Consider the following 21959-nt stretch of genomic DNA (forward strand, 5'->3'; position numbering starts at 1 on the left):
CGCTCCTTTATAATTTGTCAGATAATTCTGATTTTTATTAGTATACTTGATTATTCCCGGATTGACTAGTGCTAAACCTCAAAAAATCTAAAAAAATACACTTGAAATCCTAACGGTTCCAAGTGTGAAAAATTCATTCTGGAATGCTGAAACGTGCTTCTAAACGATGTTGGACGCTTTGAATAAGTGTTGACATGATCCAGTAAATTGCAGCGGAGAACAAAAGTAGCGGCATGACGAGGTATGTCGTCGCTGAAATCTGGTCAGAGACGTACGTTAATTCCTCGACAGCAACGATCGTACCGAGTGATGTCGACTTGATGATATCGATGACAGAGTTCGAAAGCGGTGGAATCGCCCGAGATAGTGCTTGCGGCAAGATAACGTCCTTGAATGTCTTGCGACGCGGAATTCCAAGTGAGTCAGCAGCTTCCCATTGTCCACGATCGACAGAGGAGATGGCAGCGCGGAACGATTCCGAAATATATGCGGAAAAGTGAAGCGACAAACCGAAGGCAAGTGCTTGGAATCCAGTTAATTGAAGCGTGACGAGACCATTATAAAGAATCAAGATTTGCAACAAGAGTGGCGTTCCGCGGAAGAACGAGACGTATAAACGTGCAAAACCGCTGAAAACGGCAACGCGGCTATCACGCATGACGGCAAGAATCAACCCGAGAATAAGCGCAAAGACGATGGCGAGACCACTTGCTAGAAGGGTCGTGCCAATCGCCTTTGCGTAGACGTCCGAGTTATCTCGGACGATCGTCAGTAATTCACTCACTTACTGATATCCTCGTTGAAGTACTTCTTACCGATTTTTGCAAGAGTGCCGTCTTCTTGCATCTCAGCGAGTGCTTTGTTGAAGTCTTTTGTATACTTGCTATTTTTCGCCATCATGAAGCCAGATTCGTTCTTATCGAACGTCTCACCGACAGCTTTGACTTTATAACCCGCTTTTTTCAACTCCGTCAAAACGAAGAGGCGATCGTTCATGGCTGCATCAACGCGACCCGCTTCAAGGTCTTTTAAGACTTGATTCGCACCTTTATAGTATTTTACTTTAGCGCCTGCTTTTTCAGCCGTTTTTGCATAAAGTGAACCTTGTGTCGAACCGACTGTTTTTCCTTTTAAGTCATCGAGTGTTTTGATGTCATTCGTTTTATTGTTAACGATGATCGTTGAACCAGAAACCGTATACGCATCAGAAAAAGCGTACTTTTCTTGACGCTCAGGTGTGATCCCCATTTGGTTCGCAATGACATCGATTCGTTTTGAATCGAGTGCCGGGATGAGTCCTTTAAAGTCCATCGCTTTGTAATCGACTTTATAGCCAGCACGTTTTGCGACTTCGTTCATGACATCTACATCATAACCCATCAATTTTCCTTTTTCTTTGTACGTGAATGGTGGGTATGTTGCTTCCGTTCCGACTGTAATGACTTTTGACTCTTTACCAGAACCTGCGTTGTCGTTCGAAGCGCCGCATGCTGCAAGCACCCCCGCTGTCGATAATGCTGCTACAGCTAATTTCAAACCGTGTTTCATAGCGCTCTCTCCTTTTATAAATGAATGATTTCAATTCCTAGTTTTCGAATAGGATTAATTTTAAGCTACAAGCAGTATCATACAAAGTTACAGGAACGTCTGTCAATAAAAAAGACTGCCCTTAAATGGACAGTCTGAAACATCATAACTGATCGATGATGTGATTAACGAATCGTTGCTTCTGTTGAAGCATCGAAGAAGTGTGCTTTTGTCATATCGAAGAAGAGATCAAGCTGTGATCCCATCTCGACATGTGAACGTGAATCGACACGTGCCGTGAATGCTTGTTGTCCGACTTTTGAGTAGAGATAAGACTCTGCACCCATCAATTCAGAAACTTCGATATGCGCTGGGAAACGATGTGCTGTTTTAGTGTCTTGGTAGATCAATTCCGCATGGATGTCTTCTGGACGAATTCCGAGGACGAGATCTTTATTCGTGTAACCGCGGTCGCGGAGAACTTTCATTTTTCCTTCTGGTACTTCGAATTTCTCTTCTGTTCCTGAAACATGGAAGAGACCGTCTTCTGCCAGTTTACCTGTCAAGAAGTTCATCGATGGTGAACCGATGAATCCAGCAACGAACATGTTATCCGGGTGATCATAGACTTCCTTCGGCGTACCGACTTGTTGAATGATTCCGGCTTTCATGATGACGATCCGTGTCGCAAGCGTCATCGCTTCCGTCTGATCGTGCGTGACGTAAATCGTCGTCGTCTCAAGACGTTTGTGTAACTGAATGATCTCCTTACGCATTTGTACACGTAATTTAGCGTCCAAGTTCGAGAGCGGCTCATCCATTAAGAAGACTTTAGCATCACGAACGATGGCGCGACCAATCGCGACCCGTTGACGCTGACCACCAGAGAGTGCTTTTGGCTTCCGCTCGAGATATTCTTCAAGACCAAGGATACGAGCTGCGTTATCAACGCGTTGCTTGATTTCATCTTTCGGGAACTTCCGAAGCTTTAATCCGAACGCCATGTTATCGAAGACGTTCATGTGTGGATACAAAGCGTAGTTTTGGAAGACCATCGCGATATCGCGATCTTTTGGCGCTACATCATTCATGCGTTTACCGTCGATGATAAAGTCTCCACCTGAGATTTCTTCAAGTCCAGCGATCATCCGGAGTGTCGTCGATTTCCCACAACCAGATGGTCCAACGAAGACGATGAATTCCTTATCTTTAATATGCAGATTGAAATCATCAACCGCTTTTGCATCACCTGAGTAGATTTTATCGATATGTTCAAGACGAATTTCAGCCATGTTGTAGTTCCCCCTAGTAAATGATGAAATAATAACGCTTACAAGAAATAGTATAAAAGAAGTCAGGTAGTCTGCCTATGGACAACCTGACTAAATGCAAACGTTTTCAATTAGGCATCATGCTACAAGTAACAAGGTATAAAGAAAAGTGGCCCCTTCAAACGACCGAACATCGATTTCTGTCTGTTCCGTTAAGCGGTCAAGTCGATACTGGAGACTGTTCCGATGTAAGTATAGATGTTTTGCTGTCAAAGAGACATTCAAGTTAGCTCGGCAAAAAGCGAGGATCGTCTCACGAGACTCTGGCTCGAGGGACAGGATGAACTGATCGACGAGTGTTGCTCGATATCGGTCATCTAGACTTGCAAGACGAGTCATGGCAGGTAAAAAACGTTCGATTTGCGTAGAAGGGACGAAGGTGAGCGCTGCTTGTTCGAGTTGAAATTGAACGGCAATGTCGCCGGTAGCACGCTGTTGACCAAGCAACACCTTACCATCAAGCACAAAATCAGATTGTAGTGCTAAAAATAAATCGTGTAGTTCTGCCTCAATAACGAATTCTTCTCGTTCGATGATCGTAAAACGATGAGTACTGAAAGGAATGAGCGTACTGGTCTGCGAAAAGAAAGAGGAGAGCAGTTGTTGGATTTCCTCACTCGTACGTTCATCAGTTGGATTAAATAAAAAGTGGACAAGTCGAAATGGTCGATCTTCCACAGCATGAGCAGATTGGAGACGTTCTCGCCATAGATCGATATCTGACCGCGACGTCGTGATGATGCGCTCGGCAAATACATCAAGCAGTTGTTGTTCACGGTCGGAGATGGCAGTCGTCTTGATCCCAAAACAAAGCCCATCTGTAAGACGATATACGCTATACTGTTCCTGGCAATACAGATTCGGATCGGTCGTAAGCTGGTCATTGAATACAGTCATCAGTTGTCGTAACACACGGCATCACTCCTAAATCGTACATAACTAACTATCTCGACTTTACCATAAGTCGAAAATCGGAAGGAATGATAACTTATGTCAGACACTTTGTTACTCGTGTTGAAGCTTGTTGGAATCGTCATCATCGGTGCCCTCATCGGAGCGATCACGAACCATTTGGCGATCCGAATGTTGTTTCGACCACTTGAACCGAAATACATTGGAAAATTTCGCGTACCATTCACGCCTGGTCTGATTCCAAAACGACGGAATGAACTGGCAGCAAATCTCGGACGGACAGTCGTCAAGCATCTCTTGACGCCAGAAGGAATCGGGAAACGTCTCGCATCACCAGCTGTTCGTGGAGCCGTCACGCGTCTCGTCGAACAAGAAGTCATGAAATGGACACGCTCGGAAGAGACGACAGAAGCATGGATCAGTCGCTTTATCGATGAACCAAAACAACGGATCCAAGGGAAGATCAGTTATCACTTGGAGCAGGAGTTTTCGCGTCTGATGAATAAATGGCGGGAGCAATCTGTGCGAAAATTGATCGGAGCAAGCGGAGAACAAAAAATCGAAGAAGTCATGCCGCGACTAGTCGCATCCGTATTACACCAAGCAGAAGCATACTTTGACGGACCAGAAGGACGTCTACAACTCGAGGAAACCGTTGCTCGTTTTATCCAACAGCGTCTCGGAGGTGGGATGTTTGGGATGTTACTCGCGAACGTCAACGTCGTTGATATGATTCAGCCGGAGCTGAAACGGGTACTTCAATCAGAGTCGACGTCTCAATTCATTCTTGCCTTATTACGTCAGGAATGGCAAAAGGGGCTGGATCGTCCGCTGTCGTCTTATCTGACAGAAGAGACCGAGTCACGGATTCGACAGACTGTCAAAGAACAAATCATGGCACGTTTACCGATTGAATCGATGCTTGCTACACCGTTACGCATCTGGTTGAATCCACTCGAGTCACAACTACTCGAGCAACATGTACCTGTCGTCATCGATCACCTATTCGAACGGACGACGAATCAAATCGGACAGATCCTACAGACGCTCGACCTCGAAACGATCGTTCGAGAAGAAGTCGATTTGCTGGACACTGCGTATCTCGAGGAAATCGTCTTATCGATTTCCAAGCGGGAATTCCGGGCTATCACTTGGCTTGGAGGGTTGTTAGGTGGTTTAATTGGATTGATACAGGCGGGGCTTTATCTCGTCTAAACAAATTGGAGGTTTTACTCATGGCAGAAACAAACTTATACGATCACGCGTACACACTGGAGCGCGCATTGCGCGAAACTTCGGAGTACACGACATTAAAAGATTTGTATACGCAAGTTAACGCAGATCCGGAATCAAACGAATTGTTCGCATCGTTCCGTAACATCCAACTCGAATTACAACAAAAACAGATGCAGGGTGAAGAAATTACACCAGACGATATGGCGTCTGCCCAAACAAAGATGCTTGAAGTCCAAAACAACCCATTGATCAGTCAGCTGATGCAAGAAGAGCAACGGATGCACACGATGTTGACGGAAGTCACACAAATCATCATGAAGCCGTTAGAAGAGCTCTATGCGCCAATGATGGAGCAACAAGACGACGTGCAATAAGTAAACAAAAGGAAGACGTGCCGATATAGCGCGTCTTCCTTTTTTAGTATGGTTTAAGATGAAGCAGGAACGATTCGTGGTAAGTAAGAGCGCTCGAAATGAATGAGACGACCTGAACGTGTAATGCGAGCTGCATGATGGGCATAACCGCTTTCATTCAAGCGCCGAATCCCTGCTTCTCGTGCCTGACCATCCGTCTCTGCTTCAAAGACGTCATCGAGTAACGTTTCACCACGATCTGAAAATACTGTAATCGTATACTGCATACTTGTTCCCCCTTGTCTGATTGGTCTTGTACTCAGTATAATGAATCGCTATTCATTTCACAAGCGTAAGTCCAAGTCCTGCCACGTCAACTGTCTCGCAGCGGGAGGAGCTGTGAGGTGACTCACCGTCATACCAATCAAGCGGATTGGTCCATCGAAGGTAATGCCATTGAACAGTTTCGTTGTTTCCTCAAGTAATCGTTCTTCGTCCGCCGTCTCTTCTGCAAACGTATGCCGTTTCGAACGTGACTGGAATGTGTCGGTCTTCCACTTGATCGTAATCGTTCGGCAGACGAGTTCTTTTTTTTGAAGACTTGCAATGACAGATTTTGATTCTCGAATCAACGTCTCAAATATCGTATCGATATCCTCGGTATCTTCTTCAAAGGTAGTCTCAGAACCAATCGATTTTCGCTCGCGTTCCGGACGAACTGGTCGTTCATCGATCCCATGCGCCATCGCATGTAGTTCCGCTCCCCGATCACGTCCAAGCAAAGCCCGCAATTGTTCGACGGGCATTGCTTGGACATCTGCGACGGTTTCAATCCCTTGTTTTCGTAACGCTTGTTCCGTGACTTTTCCGACGCCATGTAAATCTCCAATTTTCAATGGAGACAAGAAATTGAGAACTTCTTCTGGTGGGACGACGGTCATCCCGTTTGGCTTCTCGTATCCGGAAGCGACCTTCGCGACGAGCTTAGAGTTAGAGACACCGGCAGAGGCTGTCAGACCCGTTCGTTCTTTAATTTGTTTCAGGATATATTGCGCGATATACGTCGCACTTTTTTGATCGAAATAATTTTCCGTGACGTCAAGATACGCCTCATCAAGCGAGAGCGGCTCGACGAGCGGTGTCACTTCTCGAAAAAGCTCCATGATTTGCGCACTGACGGTACGGTAGACGTCAAAACGAGGACGAATGAAGACGGCACGAGGGCACAGTTGGAACGCGCGTCTTGAAGGCATCGCGCTATGGATACCGTATTTCCGTGCTTCATAGGAACAGGTCGCTACGACACCACGGGCATGAGGCGGTCCACCAACGACGACAGGAACACCTTTTAATCGAGGACGATCGCGTTGCTCGACGGAAGCATAAAAGGCGTCCATATCAATATGAATGATTTTTCGTTCCATCGGACAAGCGTCTCCTTTCAGTGGATATGATACAATTAGTATAACGAACTTATGTTCTGATATCTATTTTTTTGGTCGACTATTCTTTGGCATACGCACAAGAGCGCCTAACCATCCACGCCAGCGCATCCAGTAAAAGATACCACTAGTCGATAAAAAGATTAGACCGAGGGATATGGCGTAGCCGTATTTCCAGTCTAATTCCGGCATGATTTTAAAGTTCATCCCCCAAATCGCACCGAGGGCCATCGTCGGTGTCGCGACGGCAGTAAAGATCGTTAATGCCTTCATAATCTCGTTTCCTCGGAAGTTCGAAACGGTCGTTGATAAGTCGAGAAGGACTTCAATGTCTTTTTGGTAGTGTTCAATGAGCATCAACAGACGGCGGACACGTTTCGTAGCTAGTTTCAAGGAAATGTCCTCAAGATACGTTTCTTCCTCGAGAAACGACTCTTCGCCAGCCATGACGAGTTCTTGAAATGGAACGATCAAATCGGACCAGTTCTCAATCGTGTCGCGTAGCGCGAAGATGCTATCAAGTGAATCTTCATTGATGCTGCCGCGTAGTTCATCTTGTCTTGAAAACAGTTCTGTCTCAAACTGATCGATACCGGCGAAATACGTATTCAACTGTAAAGCGAGAATCGTATAAAAAGCCGCGAATGGATGAGCGGGAGAATAGGGTGCGACTAGGGACACGATTGAATCCGACAATCCGATCGTGATCAGTTTTTCTTTCGTTACATAAAAGCAAATCGAGCGACGGTCACTTTTGTCGACAGGGTTTTGCCATGTGACGACAGCACCATAAAGAACCCCTTTTTCTGAACGCGTGAAGTTCATATCTTTCGATCGCAACTGCGTGATCCAGTCCATTTCGGATTGGTCGACGGCAGCCGTCGGAAATATTTGTTCATAGTCAGCTAAATCGAGATAGCGGGACCAATTAAATTGAGGTTCCAGTTCCATGTTCATGACTCCCATATAGTAGAATGAAATAGTATATGCCTTAAGTGTAGTCAATGGAATATAAAAAAGACACCTATTTTACAGATAAAGGACGTGTTTCAAGAATGAAAGGAATCGGGAAGTTAGCAGTTGGAGAAACGCTCGATCAACGAGCGATGATCAAGCAAGCAGTCAAAGGAATTGCAGCAAATGGAAAACCATACCTGACGCTCATCTTGACGGATAAGACAGGCGAAATCGAGACGAAGATGTGGGATACGAGTGACCTTGAAAAATATGCGCCAAAGTCAATCGTTCATGCTGCTGGAGAAGTCATGGACTATCGAGGACGGACACAACTGAAGCTCAAACAAATTACGGTCCTAGAGGAGACGAATGTCGAGGACTATGTTCAATCAGCACCTATTCCACGAGAGCAGATTGAGACGGAAGTACTCGCGTTCGTAGAATCGATTCAAAACAGTGACATGAAAAAGCTCGTCAAACATTTGATCACTTCACGATTTGACGCCTACTTCACGCATCCGGCAGCGGTCAAGAATCATCATGCCTTTTACTCGGGACTGTCGTACCACGTCCTTTCGATGTTGCGCTTAGCGGATCAAATCGCTCAACTCTATCCGACCTTAAACCGTGACGTGCTAATCAGTGGCATCATTCTACACGATTATGCGAAAATCAAGGAGTTATCCGATCCGGTTGCACCGGAATATACGTTGCCTGGTAAACTCGTCGGTCATATTACGATGATGGTAGCGGAACTCGAAAAAGTCGGAGCAGAATTACAAATTGACGCAGAAGTACTGACTGTCTTGCAACATCTCGTCTTAAGTCATCATGGACGACCGGAATGGGGATCTGCTGTAGCACCACAAATGCGTGAGGCTGAAGTCTTGTTCTTGATCGATAACCTCGATGCGCGAATGACGATGATGGATCGTCTTCTTGAATATGTCGAACCGGGACAGTTCTCAGAACGATCATTTGCACTAGATAATCGTGCTTTCTATCGTCCGAAGCTATAAGGGGGAAGAAAGATGAAGACGAAGTTGTTTGATACGGTTCAACTCGGAACGTTGACATTCCGCAATCGGGTCATTATGGCGCCAATGTGCATGTACAGTGCAAAAGAAGATGGACTCGTGACGGATTGGCACGTCACACACTATGCAACCCGTGCAATGGGAGGCGTTGGTGGTGTCATTTTAGAAGCGAGTGCTGTCACGCCAGATGGTCGCATTTCAGCTGGGGACCTTGGGATCTGGTCAGATTCACATATCGAAGGATTACAACGAATCGCACAGCAAGTCAAAGCAGCGGGCGCAAAAGCGGGGATCCAACTGGCCCATGCCGGGCGTAAAAGCACGACGGCAGAACCACCCGTCGCACCGAGCGCTTTACCGTTTGATGATACGTATATGCATCCCCGTGCATTGACACTTGAGGAAATCGCGACAATCAAACAACAGTTCATCGATGCAGCATTAAGAGCGGAACGAGCAGGATATGACTTCATTGAAATCCATGGCGCACATGGTTATTTATTGAACACGTTCCTCTCTCCGTTATCCAATATTCGAGAAGACCAGTACGGCGGATCGACTGAAAATCGGATGCGCTTGTTGTTAGAAATCATTGATGGAATTCAAGCAGTTTCACAGCTCTCGATTTGGGTCCGGATTTCAGCAGCGGATCACGCAACAGGGGGAATGACAGCGACGGATTATATTCCACTTGCGAAAGAACTAGCAGCACGTAACATCGACCTACTCGATTGTAGTTCAGGTGCTGTCGTCGCCAATGCTGTACCGGAAGTATATCCGGGCTATCAAGTCAGCTATGCGGAAGAATTGAAACGAGAGACAGGCATGGCAACAGGAGCGGTTGGATTGATTACGACAGCAGCTCATGCAGAAGAGATCGTCCGTAACGGTCGAGCAGATATTGTCCTACTCGCACGTGAACTTCTTCGCCAACCTTATTGGGTCTATCATGCGGCAGCCGAACTAGGAGATACGGTCGCCTTGCCGAAGCAATACGAACGAGCTCCGATCCGGACGGTTCGCTAATTCTTCACTCTCTATGAAAAACAACGTAAAAAAGGAAGCCTTCACGGCTTCCTTTTTTTGATTATTGCTGTTGTTGCATCATTTGTTGTTGCATTTGTTGTTGTTCTTGTTTGTCTAGATCGAAAGCGTCTTTGAAGTCTTTGTTTTCGACTTTGACATTGTATTCTTTCATGAGTGAACGATAAATATCGTTCGGGTTGACTTGTGCTGTTTTTTCTTCAGCAAGTGCTTTTTTAATACGTGCTTTTTCTTTATCGAGCGTGAAGTTTTTCTTCTCTTTACGATCGACTACTTTAATGATGTGATAGCCGAACTGTGTTTTGATCGGATCGGAGATTTTACCTTCAACGCCATCCTTGAACGCGTAATCTTCGAATTCCTTGACCATCTTTCCTTTTGTGAAGTACCCGAGGTCTCCACCTTTTGCACCGCTACCTGTATCTGTTGATTTTTCTTTTGCAAGTTTCGCGAAGTCTGCGCCTTTATCCAATTGCTTTTTGATGTCTTTTGCTTCTGACTCTTTCGCAACAAGGATATGGCTTGCTTTGACTTCGACTTTTTCTTGATCGAAACGCTCTTGGATTTCTTTATCTGTTACTTTAGATTTCGCAGATTTTGCTTCTGTTAAGAGCATTTGTGTGCGAAGTACTTTTTCGAATTCTTTTTCGTTCTTGATTCCAGCAGATTTCAGTGTTGAGCTGAACTGCTCTTTATCCGGGAACTGGTCTTTTGTTTTCTTGACTTCTGCTTCGACTTCTTTGTCCGTGACTTCCTTGCCGTATTTCTTTTCAAGCAATTTGTTCATCGTTTGCTGGAAGGCGATTTGAGCACCAGCTTTTTCGTATGCTTCATCTTGGACGTCAGCCTTGTTGACTTCGCCACCTTTGTAATTGATGACGGCTTCGTCATTTGATCCACATGCTGCTAACGTAAATACACTTGCGACTGCTGCTGCGCCTAACAATTTCTTTTTCATACATACACCCCTAATTTACCATTTATTTCAACCGTTTTATCATATCATATTCTCGTTTGGTTGACAGCTGTATCTTGTCATGCCAAGAGATACTTGCTCTTTTCCATGCTATCACATCCAGGTAGTCGGTTGAGGATAATTTTTATGGGAAATTGTGAGGGAAATAACGCTCTTGAGACATAGTAGTAATGTCCCTGTCATGAGGAAATAAGACCTAAAAAAAGCATTCTAGCTGAAGGCTAAAACGCTTTTGATGATAGTATGCTTATGCTTTTTTTATCGAGTCCATGACAGGATCTTGCGGACGGCGATCTGCTTCTTCCGTGATCATCTTCGATGTCTCGGCAAAGATGTCCATGAAGCTGTCTCCGTACAAACGACGCACGATTGCAGAAATATCCGTCAGTTCTGGGAACTTACCGTACAATTCCTGAAGAGGAAGTGATGCGCGGAAGACGCCATTTTCTTCGGGACGGAATGCTTGGATCGTCTCGAGTAAAAGTGATTCGCCTGCCGGTGTCAACTGGACATAGGTATTTCGTTTATCGGTTTCCTTTTTCGAGAACGTCAACAATCCGCGGTCCTCTAACTTCTTCGAGAAGTTGAATGCCGTCGAGACGTGCATGACACCATACTTCGCGATCTCAGAAATCGAGGCACCACCTAGGGCATGCGAAATCCATAAAATATGGTGTTCGTTGATGTTCAGATCAAAAGGCTTGATCCAATTTTGCCAATCTTTTTCTACCGTTTTCCATAGTGCTTTGCTTAATTGGACAATTTTATGGCTATACAATAATGCTTCTTGTCCAGGATATAACTTTTCGTGTTCCATATCTGACTCATCCTTTCGAAAGGTGACAATGGCTCAAACGCGCAAAATGCAAACTATACAAAAACAAATCGAAGCAACGGATCTTACTTTTGTGGAGAAAGCTGGTCTGCTTCCTGTTTCGCTTCATCAGCGAGAGACTGGATCTTCGTGAGCGATGCTTGGACTTCCGTTTGGTATTCCGAGACGCTCTGCATGACTTCTTCCTTGAAGTGCATACCAGACGCTTTTGCTGTCTCTACTAAGTTCTTGCCCTCGTGGGTCAAATCCTGCACATTCGTTACGATTGTAGAATAAGAATTTCGACGTTGATGACCGTTCGAAGAGTCGCTTTTCGTACCTTGGCGAAGCGCCTTCAGACCATAAAAAGTCACAAGTGTTAGCGTAGCACCAAAAGCGACCCAGTTACGGGCGGGACGCTTCGACATGATAAACCTCCTTTTTAATATTAAAATATTTGTTTCATATTATTTTACCGAAAATTGAATGAAAGAAACCTATTTCGGCAATATTTTTCTAAGAAGAGAAGAAAAAGAACAGCCTTAGATATGCGAAGCGATTGAATTTGCGAGCTCAGCCAATTCTTCTGCCGTATACTCGTCGTTATGGACTTCCCACTTCGCGCCGAATCCGTCTTGCTTATCGTGACGAGGAATGAGATGCAAATGGAAGTGTGAGACTGATTGACCCGCTACTTTTCCTGTATTGGATAGAAGGTTCATACCAGCTGCATTTGTCTCTTGTTGAAGCGCACGGCTGATTTGCGGAATCGTCGCAAACACGTCCTGTGCCTGTTCAGGCGAGAGATCATACATATTATCGGCATGCTGTTTTGGGATAACGAGCGTATGTCCTTTCGTCACTTGTGACAAGTCGAGGAAGGCGAGAACGGTTTCGTTCTCAAATACGATATGACCAGGGACTTCTTTGCGAGCGATTTTACAGAAGATACATGATTCTTTTTGCATGGAACAGTCACTCCTTTGGGTAAGATAATATTAGTATACGGAAAGTTTCCGCCTTCCGCACGATTGACAGTCAACTTGAACCCGATACACTTAAGACCATACAGCTAATGGAGAAAAAGGAGCGAAGTGCATGGCATCACGAATAGCCTCAACGGCACAGAAAAAACGAAAACGACGCTTACTCATTGGTAGCGCCTTCATCGCCTGTCTGTTTTTGTTAGTTGCCTTTTGGTTTGGGCGCAACATGCAAGAGGCGGCAAAAATGGAGAAAACGGACGAGCGGCTTGCTACTCTATTGAAGGAAAAGGATCAGCGTGGATTCCAACAACTAGTCATGATGAACGATAAACCATTACCGATGAGTGAGGCGACACGACTCATTACTTGGTTGACGACTGAATCAGAACGAACAGATCGGGTCATCAAACAAGTCAAACAGGATCAAGACTCTGGTAAACAAGTAAAGGCACATCTATTTACGTTACAAAAAGAGGATGGATGGCTTTGGTATGACCGGTATTCTCTCGATCTGAATCCACAACGACTGATCGTTTCAAGTGATGTCCCTAAAACAGAAGTATCATTAGACGGGGAAGTCATTGGAACGATGGATGGAACATCACTAGAAATCAAGCGTTCTCCAGGAGAATATGATGTCCAGGTGAGTGCCGACCAATCAGGACAGACCGTTCAGGACTCAAAAACCGTTCAACTCGGTGATGAACCAAACACGGCAGTTGATTTTAAATTAGCTGATCAGTTCAATACGACTGTATCAAACGAATATGCAGTCGATATTAAAACATTACTTGAGACGGAAGTGAAAGCGCGAACTGGAAAAAGTATCGATACGATGACCAGCTATCTCGGGAAATCGCGCGACGCATTCGAGAACGCGTTCGGAACGCCTGATTCGACAGTTGCGAATCGAGCACGGTACGATGGATATGAAGTGACCTATCAGTCGGGACAGGTGGAGGAGTTATTAATCCGATTGAATAAAACTCCAGATGAATTGGAAGCTGTCGCCGGAAAACCAGAACGAAAGAAGCGAGAGCGCGTCGGTACGGTTTGGGAATATCCGTCTAGCTTTCTCGAAGGCGTGTTCGAATGGTTGAATTTACGATCGGAAAAACGTGTCTTCGAGCGAGAAGATGGCATGTGGTTACAAATAAAAGATTAAAGTATAAAAAACTAACGCATAAAAAATCCTCGGACATCATGTCCGAGGATTTTTTGTTTATCGTTTATTCACCGCACGGAGAATGAACGATACAATGAGGATGAGAATAATAGCTCCGAGTAAAGCAGGTACGATTGCGAATCCAGCAACCATTGGACCCCAATTTCCGAATAATGCTTGACCAATCAATGCACCAACGAAACCAGCGATGATGTTACCAATGATACCGCCTGGTACGTCTTTACCTAAAATTAGACTTGCTAACCATCCAATAATACCACCAACGATTAATGCCCATAAGAATCCCATTTCAAAACACTCCTTTTCGATTAAAATATATGATTACTTGCGTACTGCCCGGAGAATAAGTGAGACGATGAAGATCAAAATGACTGCCCCGAGAATAGCCGGAATGACTGCAAATCCGCCAATTTCTGGTCCCATTGAACCAAAGATAGCTTGACCAATCATCGAACCGATGAAACCAGCGATGATGTTACCGATGATGCCGCCCGGCACATCTTTTCCAATGATTAAACTTGCGATCCAACCGATGAGACCACCAACGATTAATGCCCATAAGAATCCCATTTTTAAACAACTCCTCTACATATTAGTTTTACCTGTTTTCAGGCAGTTATAAACACGTGTGAAAGTGAAAAAATTGAAATCATTCATTCATTGAAAGGACTAGAAGATTAGACCACTTGATAAAGATTAAATGAACGATTCATCGTTTTCACTTTCGATTTGCATGTAAATCGTTTTCATATATTGATGTAACGATTACACTTAGAGTAATTGCCGAAAAAACAAGTATTAAAACATTATATTTTAAAAAATGAGGCACGAAGCTAGAAAGTCTAAGAAGATCTACCTTACGATGAGCTTAAAGGGAGTGGCAAACATGTTATTAGAGATCAAGGGTTTATCAGGAGGATACGGATCTAAAACAGTCCTTCATGATATCAATATTGAAGTGGATCAAGGGGAACTCGTTGGTTTAATCGGTTTAAATGGTGCGGGGAAATCAACGACGATTAAACACATCCTCGGTCTATTACCGGTCAAAACGGGATCTGTACGAATCAATAGATTGGATTTAGCGACGAACGAAACCGAGTATCGTCGTCAAGTCGCGTATATTCCGGAACAGCCGATGTTATATGAACAACTAACGTTACGGGAGCACCTTCGCCTCATGGCACAAGGATATGATGTCGAAGAAGCAGTAGCGATAGAACGAGCAAATCATTATGCTGAACGTCTTCGGATGACGAAACAATTAGAGTGGTTTCCAAGTGTCTTCTCAAAAGGGATGAAACAAAAAGCAATGATCTTGTGCGCCCTTGTCACGGGGAGTGAATTGTTGATCGTTGATGAACCATTCGTTGGACTTGATCCACTGGCAATCCGAGAGTTGCTTCAGATTTTCAGTGAACTCAAGCAGGACGGTAAAGGAATTTTAATGTCAACGCATATCCTGGAGACAGCCGAGCGCCACTGCAACCGATTCGTTCTCTTACATGAAGGACATATTGCGGCGGAAGGGACAACGGCTGCTTTACGAGCTCGCTATGGACTACAAGATGGAACGCTGGATGATCTGTACGTTGCTGCGATCGAGGAGGCAGAACGATGAATAGCCAGTCCTTATGGAAGGAACGGTATCAGGCGGCGATGACGGAAACAGTGAAATATACACGATATATGGCGAATGGTGGACTATTATTCACCGTCTACTTTGTTATTTTATACGCATTAGTCGTCTACGGTCGTTTCCTCGACCAACTCGATCCATCATTTCCAGGTCGATTCGTCATGGCAGCCTTATTTCTGATTCTGCCGCTCTACCGGACAAGTCGAACGTTTCTTGTCGAGGCGGATCAAGTGTTTCTATTACCCGTGTTAGCGAAGTTATCCAGTTTCATGCAGCAGGTGCGCGCATATAATGCGATTTTTGGTATCATTCGTGCCGTGATTCCGTTTCTAGCAGTCGTTGTTCTCTATGTTCGGACAGAACAGACGACACCGTTTGAACTTGTCTTAATGGGCGTAGCTCTTGCCCTATTCGGAGCGGCAGCGAATTTGTCGAAACTTGAAGGCATCGCACATCGAACAGTGTTATTGTATGCATTTGGAGCAGCACTACTCGTCATCATCGATATGGCGTGGATGTCGATCGTCGTTGCCTTGCTGTTAATGATCGTCCTTCATCTGAAGCGTCAGGATCATCTCCCGTTACGTGAATGGATTGCGCTCGAACGAGAATCACGTGATCGTTTTTATCGACTAGCCAACTGGTTCGTCGATGTCCCACATCTATCGGCAACGTATAAACACCGTCGTCTCTTAAGTAACATGGTCGAGCGGTTTCCGTACCAAGCCCAGACGACATTTGATTATTTGTATGTCAAACAGTTCATCCGGAGTGGGGACGGCATCGGATTGATTGTTCGTTTAACACTGATCGGGGCTGTGTTCATGTGGTTGGCGAGCGGTAACGTTTGGTTCGTTGCACTTGCGATTCCTGCATTTGGTGGATTAACGAGTTTTCAATTGGCGCCGTTTACGAAAGCAGTCGATCAGCATCTGTTGACTCGCTTATTGCCATTTGGGAATGCCGTACATGCTAAACGGAAAATCATCCGCTTCGCAGCAATCAGTCAATGCATCGTTTTGACGCTACTTGGATTCTTCTTAAGTGGATCCATGTATGTCGTTGGTGGGGCAGCCATAGCACTTGTAATTGGTGAATACTATGCTCGAAAATAATAAACAAGAAAGAGCCTACGCGATGGATGTTCATCGCATAGGCTCTTATTCATTATGAACCATTAATTGACACGTTCGTTTGATAGATCTTCTTCTTCAACCATATGCAATTCCTTGCTGACAGGAGCAGGAAGATCGTAAGAAGCTTGACCATGTTCCGCGACGTCAAGACCACGGAGTTCATCTTCGCGTGTGATTCGAAGTCCGATCGTAAGGTCGAGGACTTTTAAGAAAGCATAACTTAAGACGCTGACGATGACGATAGCAAAGACGACACCAAGAGCTTGAACACCGAGTTGCGTGAAGCCACCTCCATAGAAGAGTCCTGCTTGTCCGATACCTGTGATTTCAACGAGTCGAGGTGAAGCGAAGAATCCAGTTGCGAGTGTACCCCAGATACCAGCGACGCCATGAACGGAGAAGGCACAAAGTGGATCATCCACGCGACTTGCGAGAAGAATGCTCGTTCCATACGTGATCACACCAGCAAGGAATCCAATGACGACGGCTGCCCATGGTTCGACGAAGGCACAGGCTGCTGTGATGGCAACGAGTGCAGCTAACACACCGTTGATGATCGAAGGGATATCTGCGACGCGACGGTGCCAGAACGAGATGGCAAGAGCGCCGAGGGCACCTGCTGCAGTCGCGAGTAACGTCGTCAAAGCAACGTAACTAAAGAATCCGTCGGCAATCGTTAATGTCGAACCAGCGTTGAAGCCGAACCAACATAACCAGAGGATGAAGGCACCGACGACAGAATAAATGACATTGTGTCCAAGCAACGGTGTTTTTTCAGCACCGATTCGTTTCTTAAGCAGTAAAGCAGCAACAAGTGCAGCAATCCCACCTTGTAAGTGGACGACCGTTGACCCGGCGAAATCTTGCATTCCGAGCGAACCAAGGAATCCACCTGCCCAAACGGAACGAGCAATGATCGGATAGATGATAGCAACGAAAAACGTTCCGAACAACAAGTAAACGGATAATTTAGCACGTTCTGCGAATCCGCCCCAAGCGATTGCGAGAGAGACGGCGACAAACGAGAGTTGGAAGAGGAACTTTACATCAATCGTGATGTTCGACCAATCAAGGCTGCTGAATCCTCCATGTAAGAAGAATCCTTCTGTTCCGATAATGGAGTTACCATCACCGAACGTCAATCCGAATCCGATAGCCCAAAAGGCGAGAGCGGCAACTGAGAAGCTGATAATTTGTTTAACAGCGACGTGCCCCGCGTTCTTTGCCCGTAACATCCCTGTTTCCAGAAGTAAGAATCCGATTTGCATCGTAAAGACGAGCAGTGCTGCGAATAAGACATAAAACGTATCGACTGAAATTGCGAGTTGTTCCAGTTTCATTGTCGTTCCTCCTTTATCCATTTAAAGTATGTGTTTACTTTAGACGGAAATACTTTCAAAGAAACGTATTGTGTCAGAAAATCTGACATGGTATTTTTGTGGAAAGGAGTGACGAAGATGAAGTACCGCGAAAAAAAGGTGATGTCGATCGGAATCGTCTGTGAATTGACCGGCTTGTCAGAACGTCAGATTCGTTACTATGAAGAACGGAAATTAATCTTTCCAGAACGGACAAATGGAAAGACGCGAAAATATTCGTTTACGGATGTCGAGAGACTCGTCGAAGTCGCGGAAAAAATCGAGGATGGTTGGCGCACGCACGAAATTCGAGAAAAAGAACGTAAGGTAACGGAACAGCAACGTTCTGACTTAATTCGTGGTCAGTTAAACGCTGCATTCGGTCTTTACAAGAAACAGTGAACATTTCATGAACTGGTAACAGAACTGTCATTTTGTAAACGATTTATTGGCACAGACTTCTTAATTTCAGATATAATGTTTCTGTGTTCACAAACTTATAGTACGTTTTTTGGGGCGTTAGAACGAGTATAAAGGGGTAGTTATGATGAAGAAATTCAATGATACGTTTTTGCGGGCGATCCGTGGCGAGCAGATTGATCACGTTCCCGTCTGGTACATGCGACAAGCAGGTCGTTATCAAGCGGAATATCGTGAAATCAAGAAGACACGGACGCTTTTCGAGATCACACATGACTCGGAGCTAGGCGCATATGTGACAGAACTACCTGTAAAACAACTAGGGGTCGATGCAGCGATTCTATATAAAGATATCATGACGCCACTTCCGTCGATGGGCGTTGATGTTGAAATCAAGAGTGGCATCGGTCCAGTCATTGCGAATCCGATTCGCACGATGGCAGATGTCGAAGCACTGCAACCGTTCAACCGTGAAGATATTCCGTACATTTATGAAACAATTCGTTTATTACGGGAACGACTTGAAGTGCCGTTAATTGGTTTTTCCGGGGCGCCATTTACACTTGCGAGCTATATGATTGAAGGTGGACCTTCAAAGGGATACCATAAAACGAAAGCATTGATGTATGGACAACCTGAAGTATGGCATGCCTTAATGGAGAAACTAGGTGACATGGTCATCGATTACATCAAATCACAAGTAGATGCAGGGATTCAAGCGTTCCAAATCTTTGATTCATGGGTCGGAACGACAAGCCGGAAAGATTATGTCCGTTACATCAAACCGACGATGGAACGCATTTTCACGGAACTAAAAGATACAGGCGTGCCGATGATCATGTTCGGTGTAGGGGCGAGTCATTTGGCAGAAGAGTGGCATAGCTTACCGTTAGACGTCGTTGGACTCGATTGGCGCTTATCGATCGATGAAGCACGTGAACGTGGGCTGACGAAACCCGTCCAAGGGAACCTTGATCCGTCTTATCTGTTAGCACCATGGGATATCCTTGAAGCGAAAGCGAAGGAGATTCTCGACATGGGAATGAAACAACCAGGGTTCATCTTTAACCTCGGTCACGGCATCTTCCCGGAAGTTGATCCAGAAGTATTGAAACGTTTGACTGCATTTATCCATGATTATTCGAAAGAAAAAATGGAGGTAGAAAAATGAAGACGTTAGGATTACTTGTCATGGCGTATGGTACGCCGTATAAACCTGAAGATATCGAGCGGTATTATACGCATATCCGCCGCGGACGCAAACCGTCTCCAGAAGCATTGGCAGAGTTGACGGAACGCTACGAAGCCATTGGTGGAGTCTCACCACTCGCACAAGTCACGATTGACCAGGCAGAAGAGCTGCACCGTCAATTGTCTGAGAAATATGCCGGTGAAATCGAGTTTAAGCTTTATCTTGGTCTAAAGCACATCGAGCCATTCGTTGAGGATGCTGTCGAGCAAATGGCAAAAGACGGCATCACAGAAGCGGTCACAGTCGTTTTAGCACCGCACTATTCGACGTTCAGTATTCGTTCATATAATGGTCGTGCGAAGGAAGTCGCAGATCAGCACGGTATTCGTCTCGCATCCGTTGAATCGTGGTACAAAGAAGAAGCATTTCTCGATTGGTGGGGGAAAGAAATCCGCAAGACGTTCGACGCTTTACCAGTTCCTGAAGAAAAAGCCGTTCTCGTCGTTTCAGCGCACAGTCTGCCTGAGAAAATCATCGCAAACGGCGATCCGTACCCAGAGCAATTGAAAGAAACTGCCGAATTGATTGCACAACGTGCCGGTGTACCGCATATGATCACAGGTTGGCAATCAGCTGGACAAACACCTGAGCCATGGCTCGGCCCTGATGTTCAGGATCTGACACGTGATGTTTACGAAGAAAAAGGATACGAAGCGTTCGTTTACGTGCCAGTCGGCTTCGTTGCGGACCATCTAGAAGTATTATTCGATAATGACTATGAGTGTAAAGTCGTCTGCGACGAACTCGGAATCCATTATGCGCGACCTGTCATGCCAAACGCGGATCCTGCTTTCATGAAAGCTGTCACGGAAGCCGTCGCGAAACAGGTGGGTAGTTATGTCCAGTAAACGTCTCGTCATCGTGGGCGGCGGTATATCAGGACTTGCGGCCGCCTATTATGCAGAGAAACAGTTTCCGGAAATGAACATCACATTACTTGAGGCAGAAGGTCGTCTCGGTGGTAAGGTGGCAACATATCGGGACGAAGGATTGACGATCGAGCGGGGACCAGATTCGTATGTAGCACGAAAACACGTACTGACGGATCTCATCGAAGAGATTGGATTAGGGGAGCAACTCGTTCGTAATAACACGTCGCAAGCCTATATATTGGATGCGCGAGGTCTCCACCCGATTCCAAAAGGTGCCGTCATGGGTATCCCGACGGATTTAGAGTTATTTGCAGAGACTTCTTTGTTGACGGAAGAAGAAAAAGCAGAAGTGTCAGAACGATTGCTTCACCCGGCTCCTGATTTGACGATTCCAGAAACAGATATCCCACTAGGAGAGTATTTGCGTCCGCGTCTTGGAGATGCGCTCGTCGAGAAGCTGATCGAACCGCTTCTTTCAGGCATTTATGCTGGTGATATCGATCGGATGAGTACGTTTGCGACCTACCCGCAATTTGTTGCAAATGAACAAAAGGCAGGAAGTTTGTTTGAAGGAATGCGTCTCATGCGTCCGCTTGACCAACAACAAGGTCCGACGCTCAAAGCGACAGGTCAATTTTTATCGCTCGCTACTGGACTCGAGTCTCTCGTCGAGCGGCTAGAAGAGGTGCTTGAACGGACAGAAATTCGTCTTGAGACACCACTTCGCTCGATTAAACGGGAAGAAGATGGGCGGTATCGTCTCGAAACGGATCATGGTCCAGAGTATGCCGATGATATTTTGTTGACGATTCCGCATCGCCAAGTCGTGTCCCTGTTACCAGAAGCGACGCTGCCTGGGCTTGCGAACCTCTCAACACACTCGACAGCGACAGTCACGTTGATTTTCGATAAGGAAACAGCGTTGCCGATCGATGGAACAGGTTTCATCGTCAACCGTCAGGCACCGTATTCGATTACAGCGTGTACGGCGATTGATCAAAAGTGGAATCATGCAGCACCGAATCATACCGTGCTTCGTGCCTTCATCGGTCGTCCCGGAAAAGATGCACTCGTTCGTGAATCAGACGAAATGATTGAACGGGTCGTCTTAGAAGATCTTGAAGCCATCTGTGGTCGTCCGTTGCAACCGGAACGTGTCGTCATCAGTCGTCTATTAGACGGCTTACCGGCCTACACGGTAGGGCATGCACAGCGGATTCAAGAAGTGCGAGAAACCATCGCTTCGCACTATCCACACATTCATTTAGCCGGACTTGCTTATGATGGTGTTGGATTGCCAGACTGTGTAGCAGGTGTCAAAGCGACACTTGAACAAATGGCGTTACAACAACCGGAACCATGTCAAGAATCATGAAAGACCTAAACCTTTTTGAAGCCATTCGTGCTTTAAAAAGGTTTTTTTGTCTTCAAAAGAATGACGCGGAAGGAAACGGGAATAGGAGACAAGGGACCAAAATCGA

25 protein-coding genes are annotated in these 21959 nt (G+C 45.6%); 11 read left to right on the plus strand and 14 right to left on the minus strand.

Features of this window, described 5'->3' with window-relative positions; genetic code table 11:
- Positions 1–133: 133 nt before the first annotated feature.
- The 4 genes from Q7C19_RS00145 to Q7C19_RS00160 all read right to left on the minus strand — a co-directional run bounded on the left by Q7C19_RS00145 (position 134) and on the right by Q7C19_RS00160 (position 3770).
- Positions 134–784, minus strand: a complete 651-nt coding sequence (locus Q7C19_RS00145; RefSeq protein ID WP_035409432.1) for an amino acid ABC transporter permease — start codon at positions 782–784, stop codon at positions 134–136.
- Positions 781–1548 (minus strand): transporter substrate-binding domain-containing protein, encoded by a 768-nt coding sequence (locus Q7C19_RS00150; RefSeq protein ID WP_056059940.1) that lies wholly within the window; start codon positions 1546–1548, stop codon positions 781–783. The genes Q7C19_RS00145 and Q7C19_RS00150 overlap by 4 nt, the downstream gene beginning before the upstream one ends.
- Before the next feature lie 164 nt (positions 1549–1712).
- On the minus strand, positions 1713–2819 hold the full coding sequence (locus tag Q7C19_RS00155) for an ABC transporter ATP-binding protein (protein WP_035409428.1): 1107 nt from the start codon (positions 2817–2819) through the stop codon (positions 1713–1715).
- A gap of 117 nt (positions 2820–2936) precedes the next feature.
- Complete coding sequence (locus Q7C19_RS00160; protein WP_056059943.1) at positions 2937–3770, minus strand: PucR family transcriptional regulator; 834 nt, start codon at positions 3768–3770, stop codon at positions 2937–2939.
- Positions 3771–3848: 78 nt separating this feature from the next.
- On the opposite strand from Q7C19_RS00160, the gene Q7C19_RS00165 reads away from it, so the two are divergent.
- Complete coding sequence (locus Q7C19_RS00165) at positions 3849–4985, plus strand: DUF445 family protein (protein WP_375091394.1); 1137 nt, start codon at positions 3849–3851, stop codon at positions 4983–4985.
- A 20-nt stretch (positions 4986–5005) separates the two neighbouring features.
- On the plus strand, positions 5006–5380 hold the full coding sequence (locus Q7C19_RS00170) for a YlbF/YmcA family competence regulator (protein WP_023467337.1): 375 nt from the start codon (positions 5006–5008) through the stop codon (positions 5378–5380).
- A 53-nt stretch (positions 5381–5433) separates the two neighbouring features.
- Here Q7C19_RS00170 and Q7C19_RS00175 read toward each other — a convergent pair whose 3' ends face one another.
- The 3 genes from Q7C19_RS00175 to Q7C19_RS00185 all read right to left on the minus strand — a co-directional run bounded on the left by Q7C19_RS00175 (position 5434) and on the right by Q7C19_RS00185 (position 7752).
- Positions 5434–5646, minus strand: a complete 213-nt coding sequence (locus Q7C19_RS00175; RefSeq protein WP_375091395.1) for a YhzD family protein — start codon at positions 5644–5646, stop codon at positions 5434–5436.
- 57 nt (positions 5647–5703) lie between these two features.
- Positions 5704–6783 (minus strand): DNA polymerase IV, encoded by a 1080-nt coding sequence (dinB, locus tag Q7C19_RS00180; protein ID WP_375091396.1) that lies wholly within the window; start codon positions 6781–6783, stop codon positions 5704–5706.
- Between the two features lie 63 nt (positions 6784–6846).
- Positions 6847–7752 (minus strand): magnesium transporter CorA family protein, encoded by a 906-nt coding sequence (locus Q7C19_RS00185; RefSeq protein WP_290773580.1) that lies wholly within the window; start codon positions 7750–7752, stop codon positions 6847–6849.
- Positions 7753–7856: 104 nt separating this feature from the next.
- Between Q7C19_RS00185 and Q7C19_RS00190 the strand changes: the two genes are divergently transcribed.
- A complete protein-coding gene (locus Q7C19_RS00190; RefSeq protein WP_029340932.1) occupies positions 7857–8777 on the plus strand; it encodes an HD domain-containing protein in 921 nt (306 codons plus the stop codon).
- Between the two features lie 12 nt (positions 8778–8789).
- Positions 8790–9821, plus strand: a complete 1032-nt coding sequence (namA, locus tag Q7C19_RS00195; RefSeq protein WP_329470203.1) for an NADPH dehydrogenase NamA — start codon at positions 8790–8792, stop codon at positions 9819–9821.
- A gap of 61 nt (positions 9822–9882) precedes the next feature.
- Here the strand turns inward: namA and Q7C19_RS00200 are convergent, their stop codons facing one another.
- From Q7C19_RS00200 to Q7C19_RS00215, 4 genes are all read right to left on the minus strand, one after another.
- On the minus strand, positions 9883–10797 hold the full coding sequence (locus tag Q7C19_RS00200; RefSeq protein WP_375091397.1) for a peptidylprolyl isomerase: 915 nt from the start codon (positions 10795–10797) through the stop codon (positions 9883–9885).
- A 265-nt stretch (positions 10798–11062) separates the two neighbouring features.
- Positions 11063–11632: an HTH-type transcriptional regulator Hpr gene (locus tag Q7C19_RS00205; RefSeq protein ID WP_035409411.1), complete on the minus strand. Its 570-nt coding sequence runs from the start codon at positions 11630–11632 to the stop codon at positions 11063–11065.
- Between the two features lie 83 nt (positions 11633–11715).
- A complete protein-coding gene (locus Q7C19_RS00210) occupies positions 11716–12057 on the minus strand; it encodes a hypothetical protein (RefSeq protein ID WP_214856756.1) in 342 nt (113 codons plus the stop codon).
- Between the two features lie 114 nt (positions 12058–12171).
- Positions 12172–12597 carry an HIT family protein gene (locus Q7C19_RS00215; RefSeq protein WP_290748603.1) on the minus strand — a complete coding sequence of 142 codons (426 nt, stop codon included), beginning with the start codon at positions 12595–12597 and terminating at the stop codon, positions 12172–12174.
- Between the two features lie 130 nt (positions 12598–12727).
- On the opposite strand from Q7C19_RS00215, the gene Q7C19_RS00220 reads away from it, so the two are divergent.
- Positions 12728–13780: a TcaA second domain-containing protein gene (locus Q7C19_RS00220; protein ID WP_290786549.1), complete on the plus strand. Its 1053-nt coding sequence runs from the start codon at positions 12728–12730 to the stop codon at positions 13778–13780.
- A gap of 57 nt (positions 13781–13837) precedes the next feature.
- Here the strand turns inward: Q7C19_RS00220 and Q7C19_RS00225 are convergent, their stop codons facing one another.
- Both Q7C19_RS00225 and Q7C19_RS00230 read right to left on the minus strand, forming a co-directional pair.
- Positions 13838–14089 carry a GlsB/YeaQ/YmgE family stress response membrane protein gene (locus Q7C19_RS00225; RefSeq protein WP_023467348.1) on the minus strand — a complete coding sequence of 84 codons (252 nt, stop codon included), beginning with the start codon at positions 14087–14089 and terminating at the stop codon, positions 13838–13840.
- 33 nt (positions 14090–14122) lie between these two features.
- Positions 14123–14371: a GlsB/YeaQ/YmgE family stress response membrane protein gene (locus Q7C19_RS00230; protein WP_035409405.1), complete on the minus strand. Its 249-nt coding sequence runs from the start codon at positions 14369–14371 to the stop codon at positions 14123–14125.
- Between the two features lie 316 nt (positions 14372–14687).
- Between Q7C19_RS00230 and Q7C19_RS00235 the strand changes: the two genes are divergently transcribed.
- Together Q7C19_RS00235 and Q7C19_RS00240 are read left to right on the plus strand one after the other, a co-directional pair.
- Positions 14688–15422: an ABC transporter ATP-binding protein gene (locus tag Q7C19_RS00235; protein ID WP_035409404.1), complete on the plus strand. Its 735-nt coding sequence runs from the start codon at positions 14688–14690 to the stop codon at positions 15420–15422.
- Positions 15419–16555 carry an ABC transporter permease gene (locus Q7C19_RS00240; protein WP_290773568.1) on the plus strand — a complete coding sequence of 379 codons (1137 nt, stop codon included), beginning with the start codon at positions 15419–15421 and terminating at the stop codon, positions 16553–16555. Before Q7C19_RS00235 ends, Q7C19_RS00240 begins: the two co-directional genes overlap by 4 nt.
- 62 nt (positions 16556–16617) lie before the next feature.
- Here Q7C19_RS00240 and Q7C19_RS00245 read toward each other — a convergent pair whose 3' ends face one another.
- Positions 16618–17916: an ammonium transporter gene (locus Q7C19_RS00245; RefSeq protein WP_035409402.1), complete on the minus strand. Its 1299-nt coding sequence runs from the start codon at positions 17914–17916 to the stop codon at positions 16618–16620.
- A 117-nt stretch (positions 17917–18033) separates the two neighbouring features.
- Here Q7C19_RS00245 and Q7C19_RS00250 point away from each other — a divergent pair, with 117 nt between their 5' ends.
- The 4 genes from Q7C19_RS00250 to hemG all read left to right on the plus strand — a co-directional run bounded on the left by Q7C19_RS00250 (position 18034) and on the right by hemG (position 21853).
- The gene (locus tag Q7C19_RS00250; protein WP_035409401.1) at positions 18034–18336 is read left to right on the plus strand and encodes a MerR family transcriptional regulator; all 303 of its coding nucleotides are present in this window, start codon (positions 18034–18036) and stop codon (positions 18334–18336) included.
- Positions 18337–18478: 142 nt separating this feature from the next.
- Positions 18479–19525 carry a uroporphyrinogen decarboxylase gene (gene hemE / locus Q7C19_RS00255; RefSeq protein ID WP_035409400.1) on the plus strand — a complete coding sequence of 349 codons (1047 nt, stop codon included), beginning with the start codon at positions 18479–18481 and terminating at the stop codon, positions 19523–19525.
- Entirely contained in the window at positions 19522–20454 is a 933-nt protein-coding gene (hemH, locus tag Q7C19_RS00260; protein ID WP_023467355.1) for a ferrochelatase, read from the plus strand. The genes hemE and hemH overlap by 4 nt, the downstream gene beginning before the upstream one ends.
- Positions 20444–21853, plus strand: coding sequence for a protoporphyrinogen oxidase (hemG, locus tag Q7C19_RS00265; protein WP_035409399.1), 1410 nt, complete (start codon positions 20444–20446; stop codon positions 21851–21853). Before hemH ends, hemG begins: the two co-directional genes overlap by 11 nt.
- Positions 21854–21959 lie beyond the last annotated feature (106 nt).

Source organism: Exiguobacterium sp. PHA03 (genome assembly GCF_041945985.1).
Taxonomy (GTDB): Bacteria; Bacillota; Bacilli; order Exiguobacteriales; family Exiguobacteriaceae; genus Exiguobacterium_A.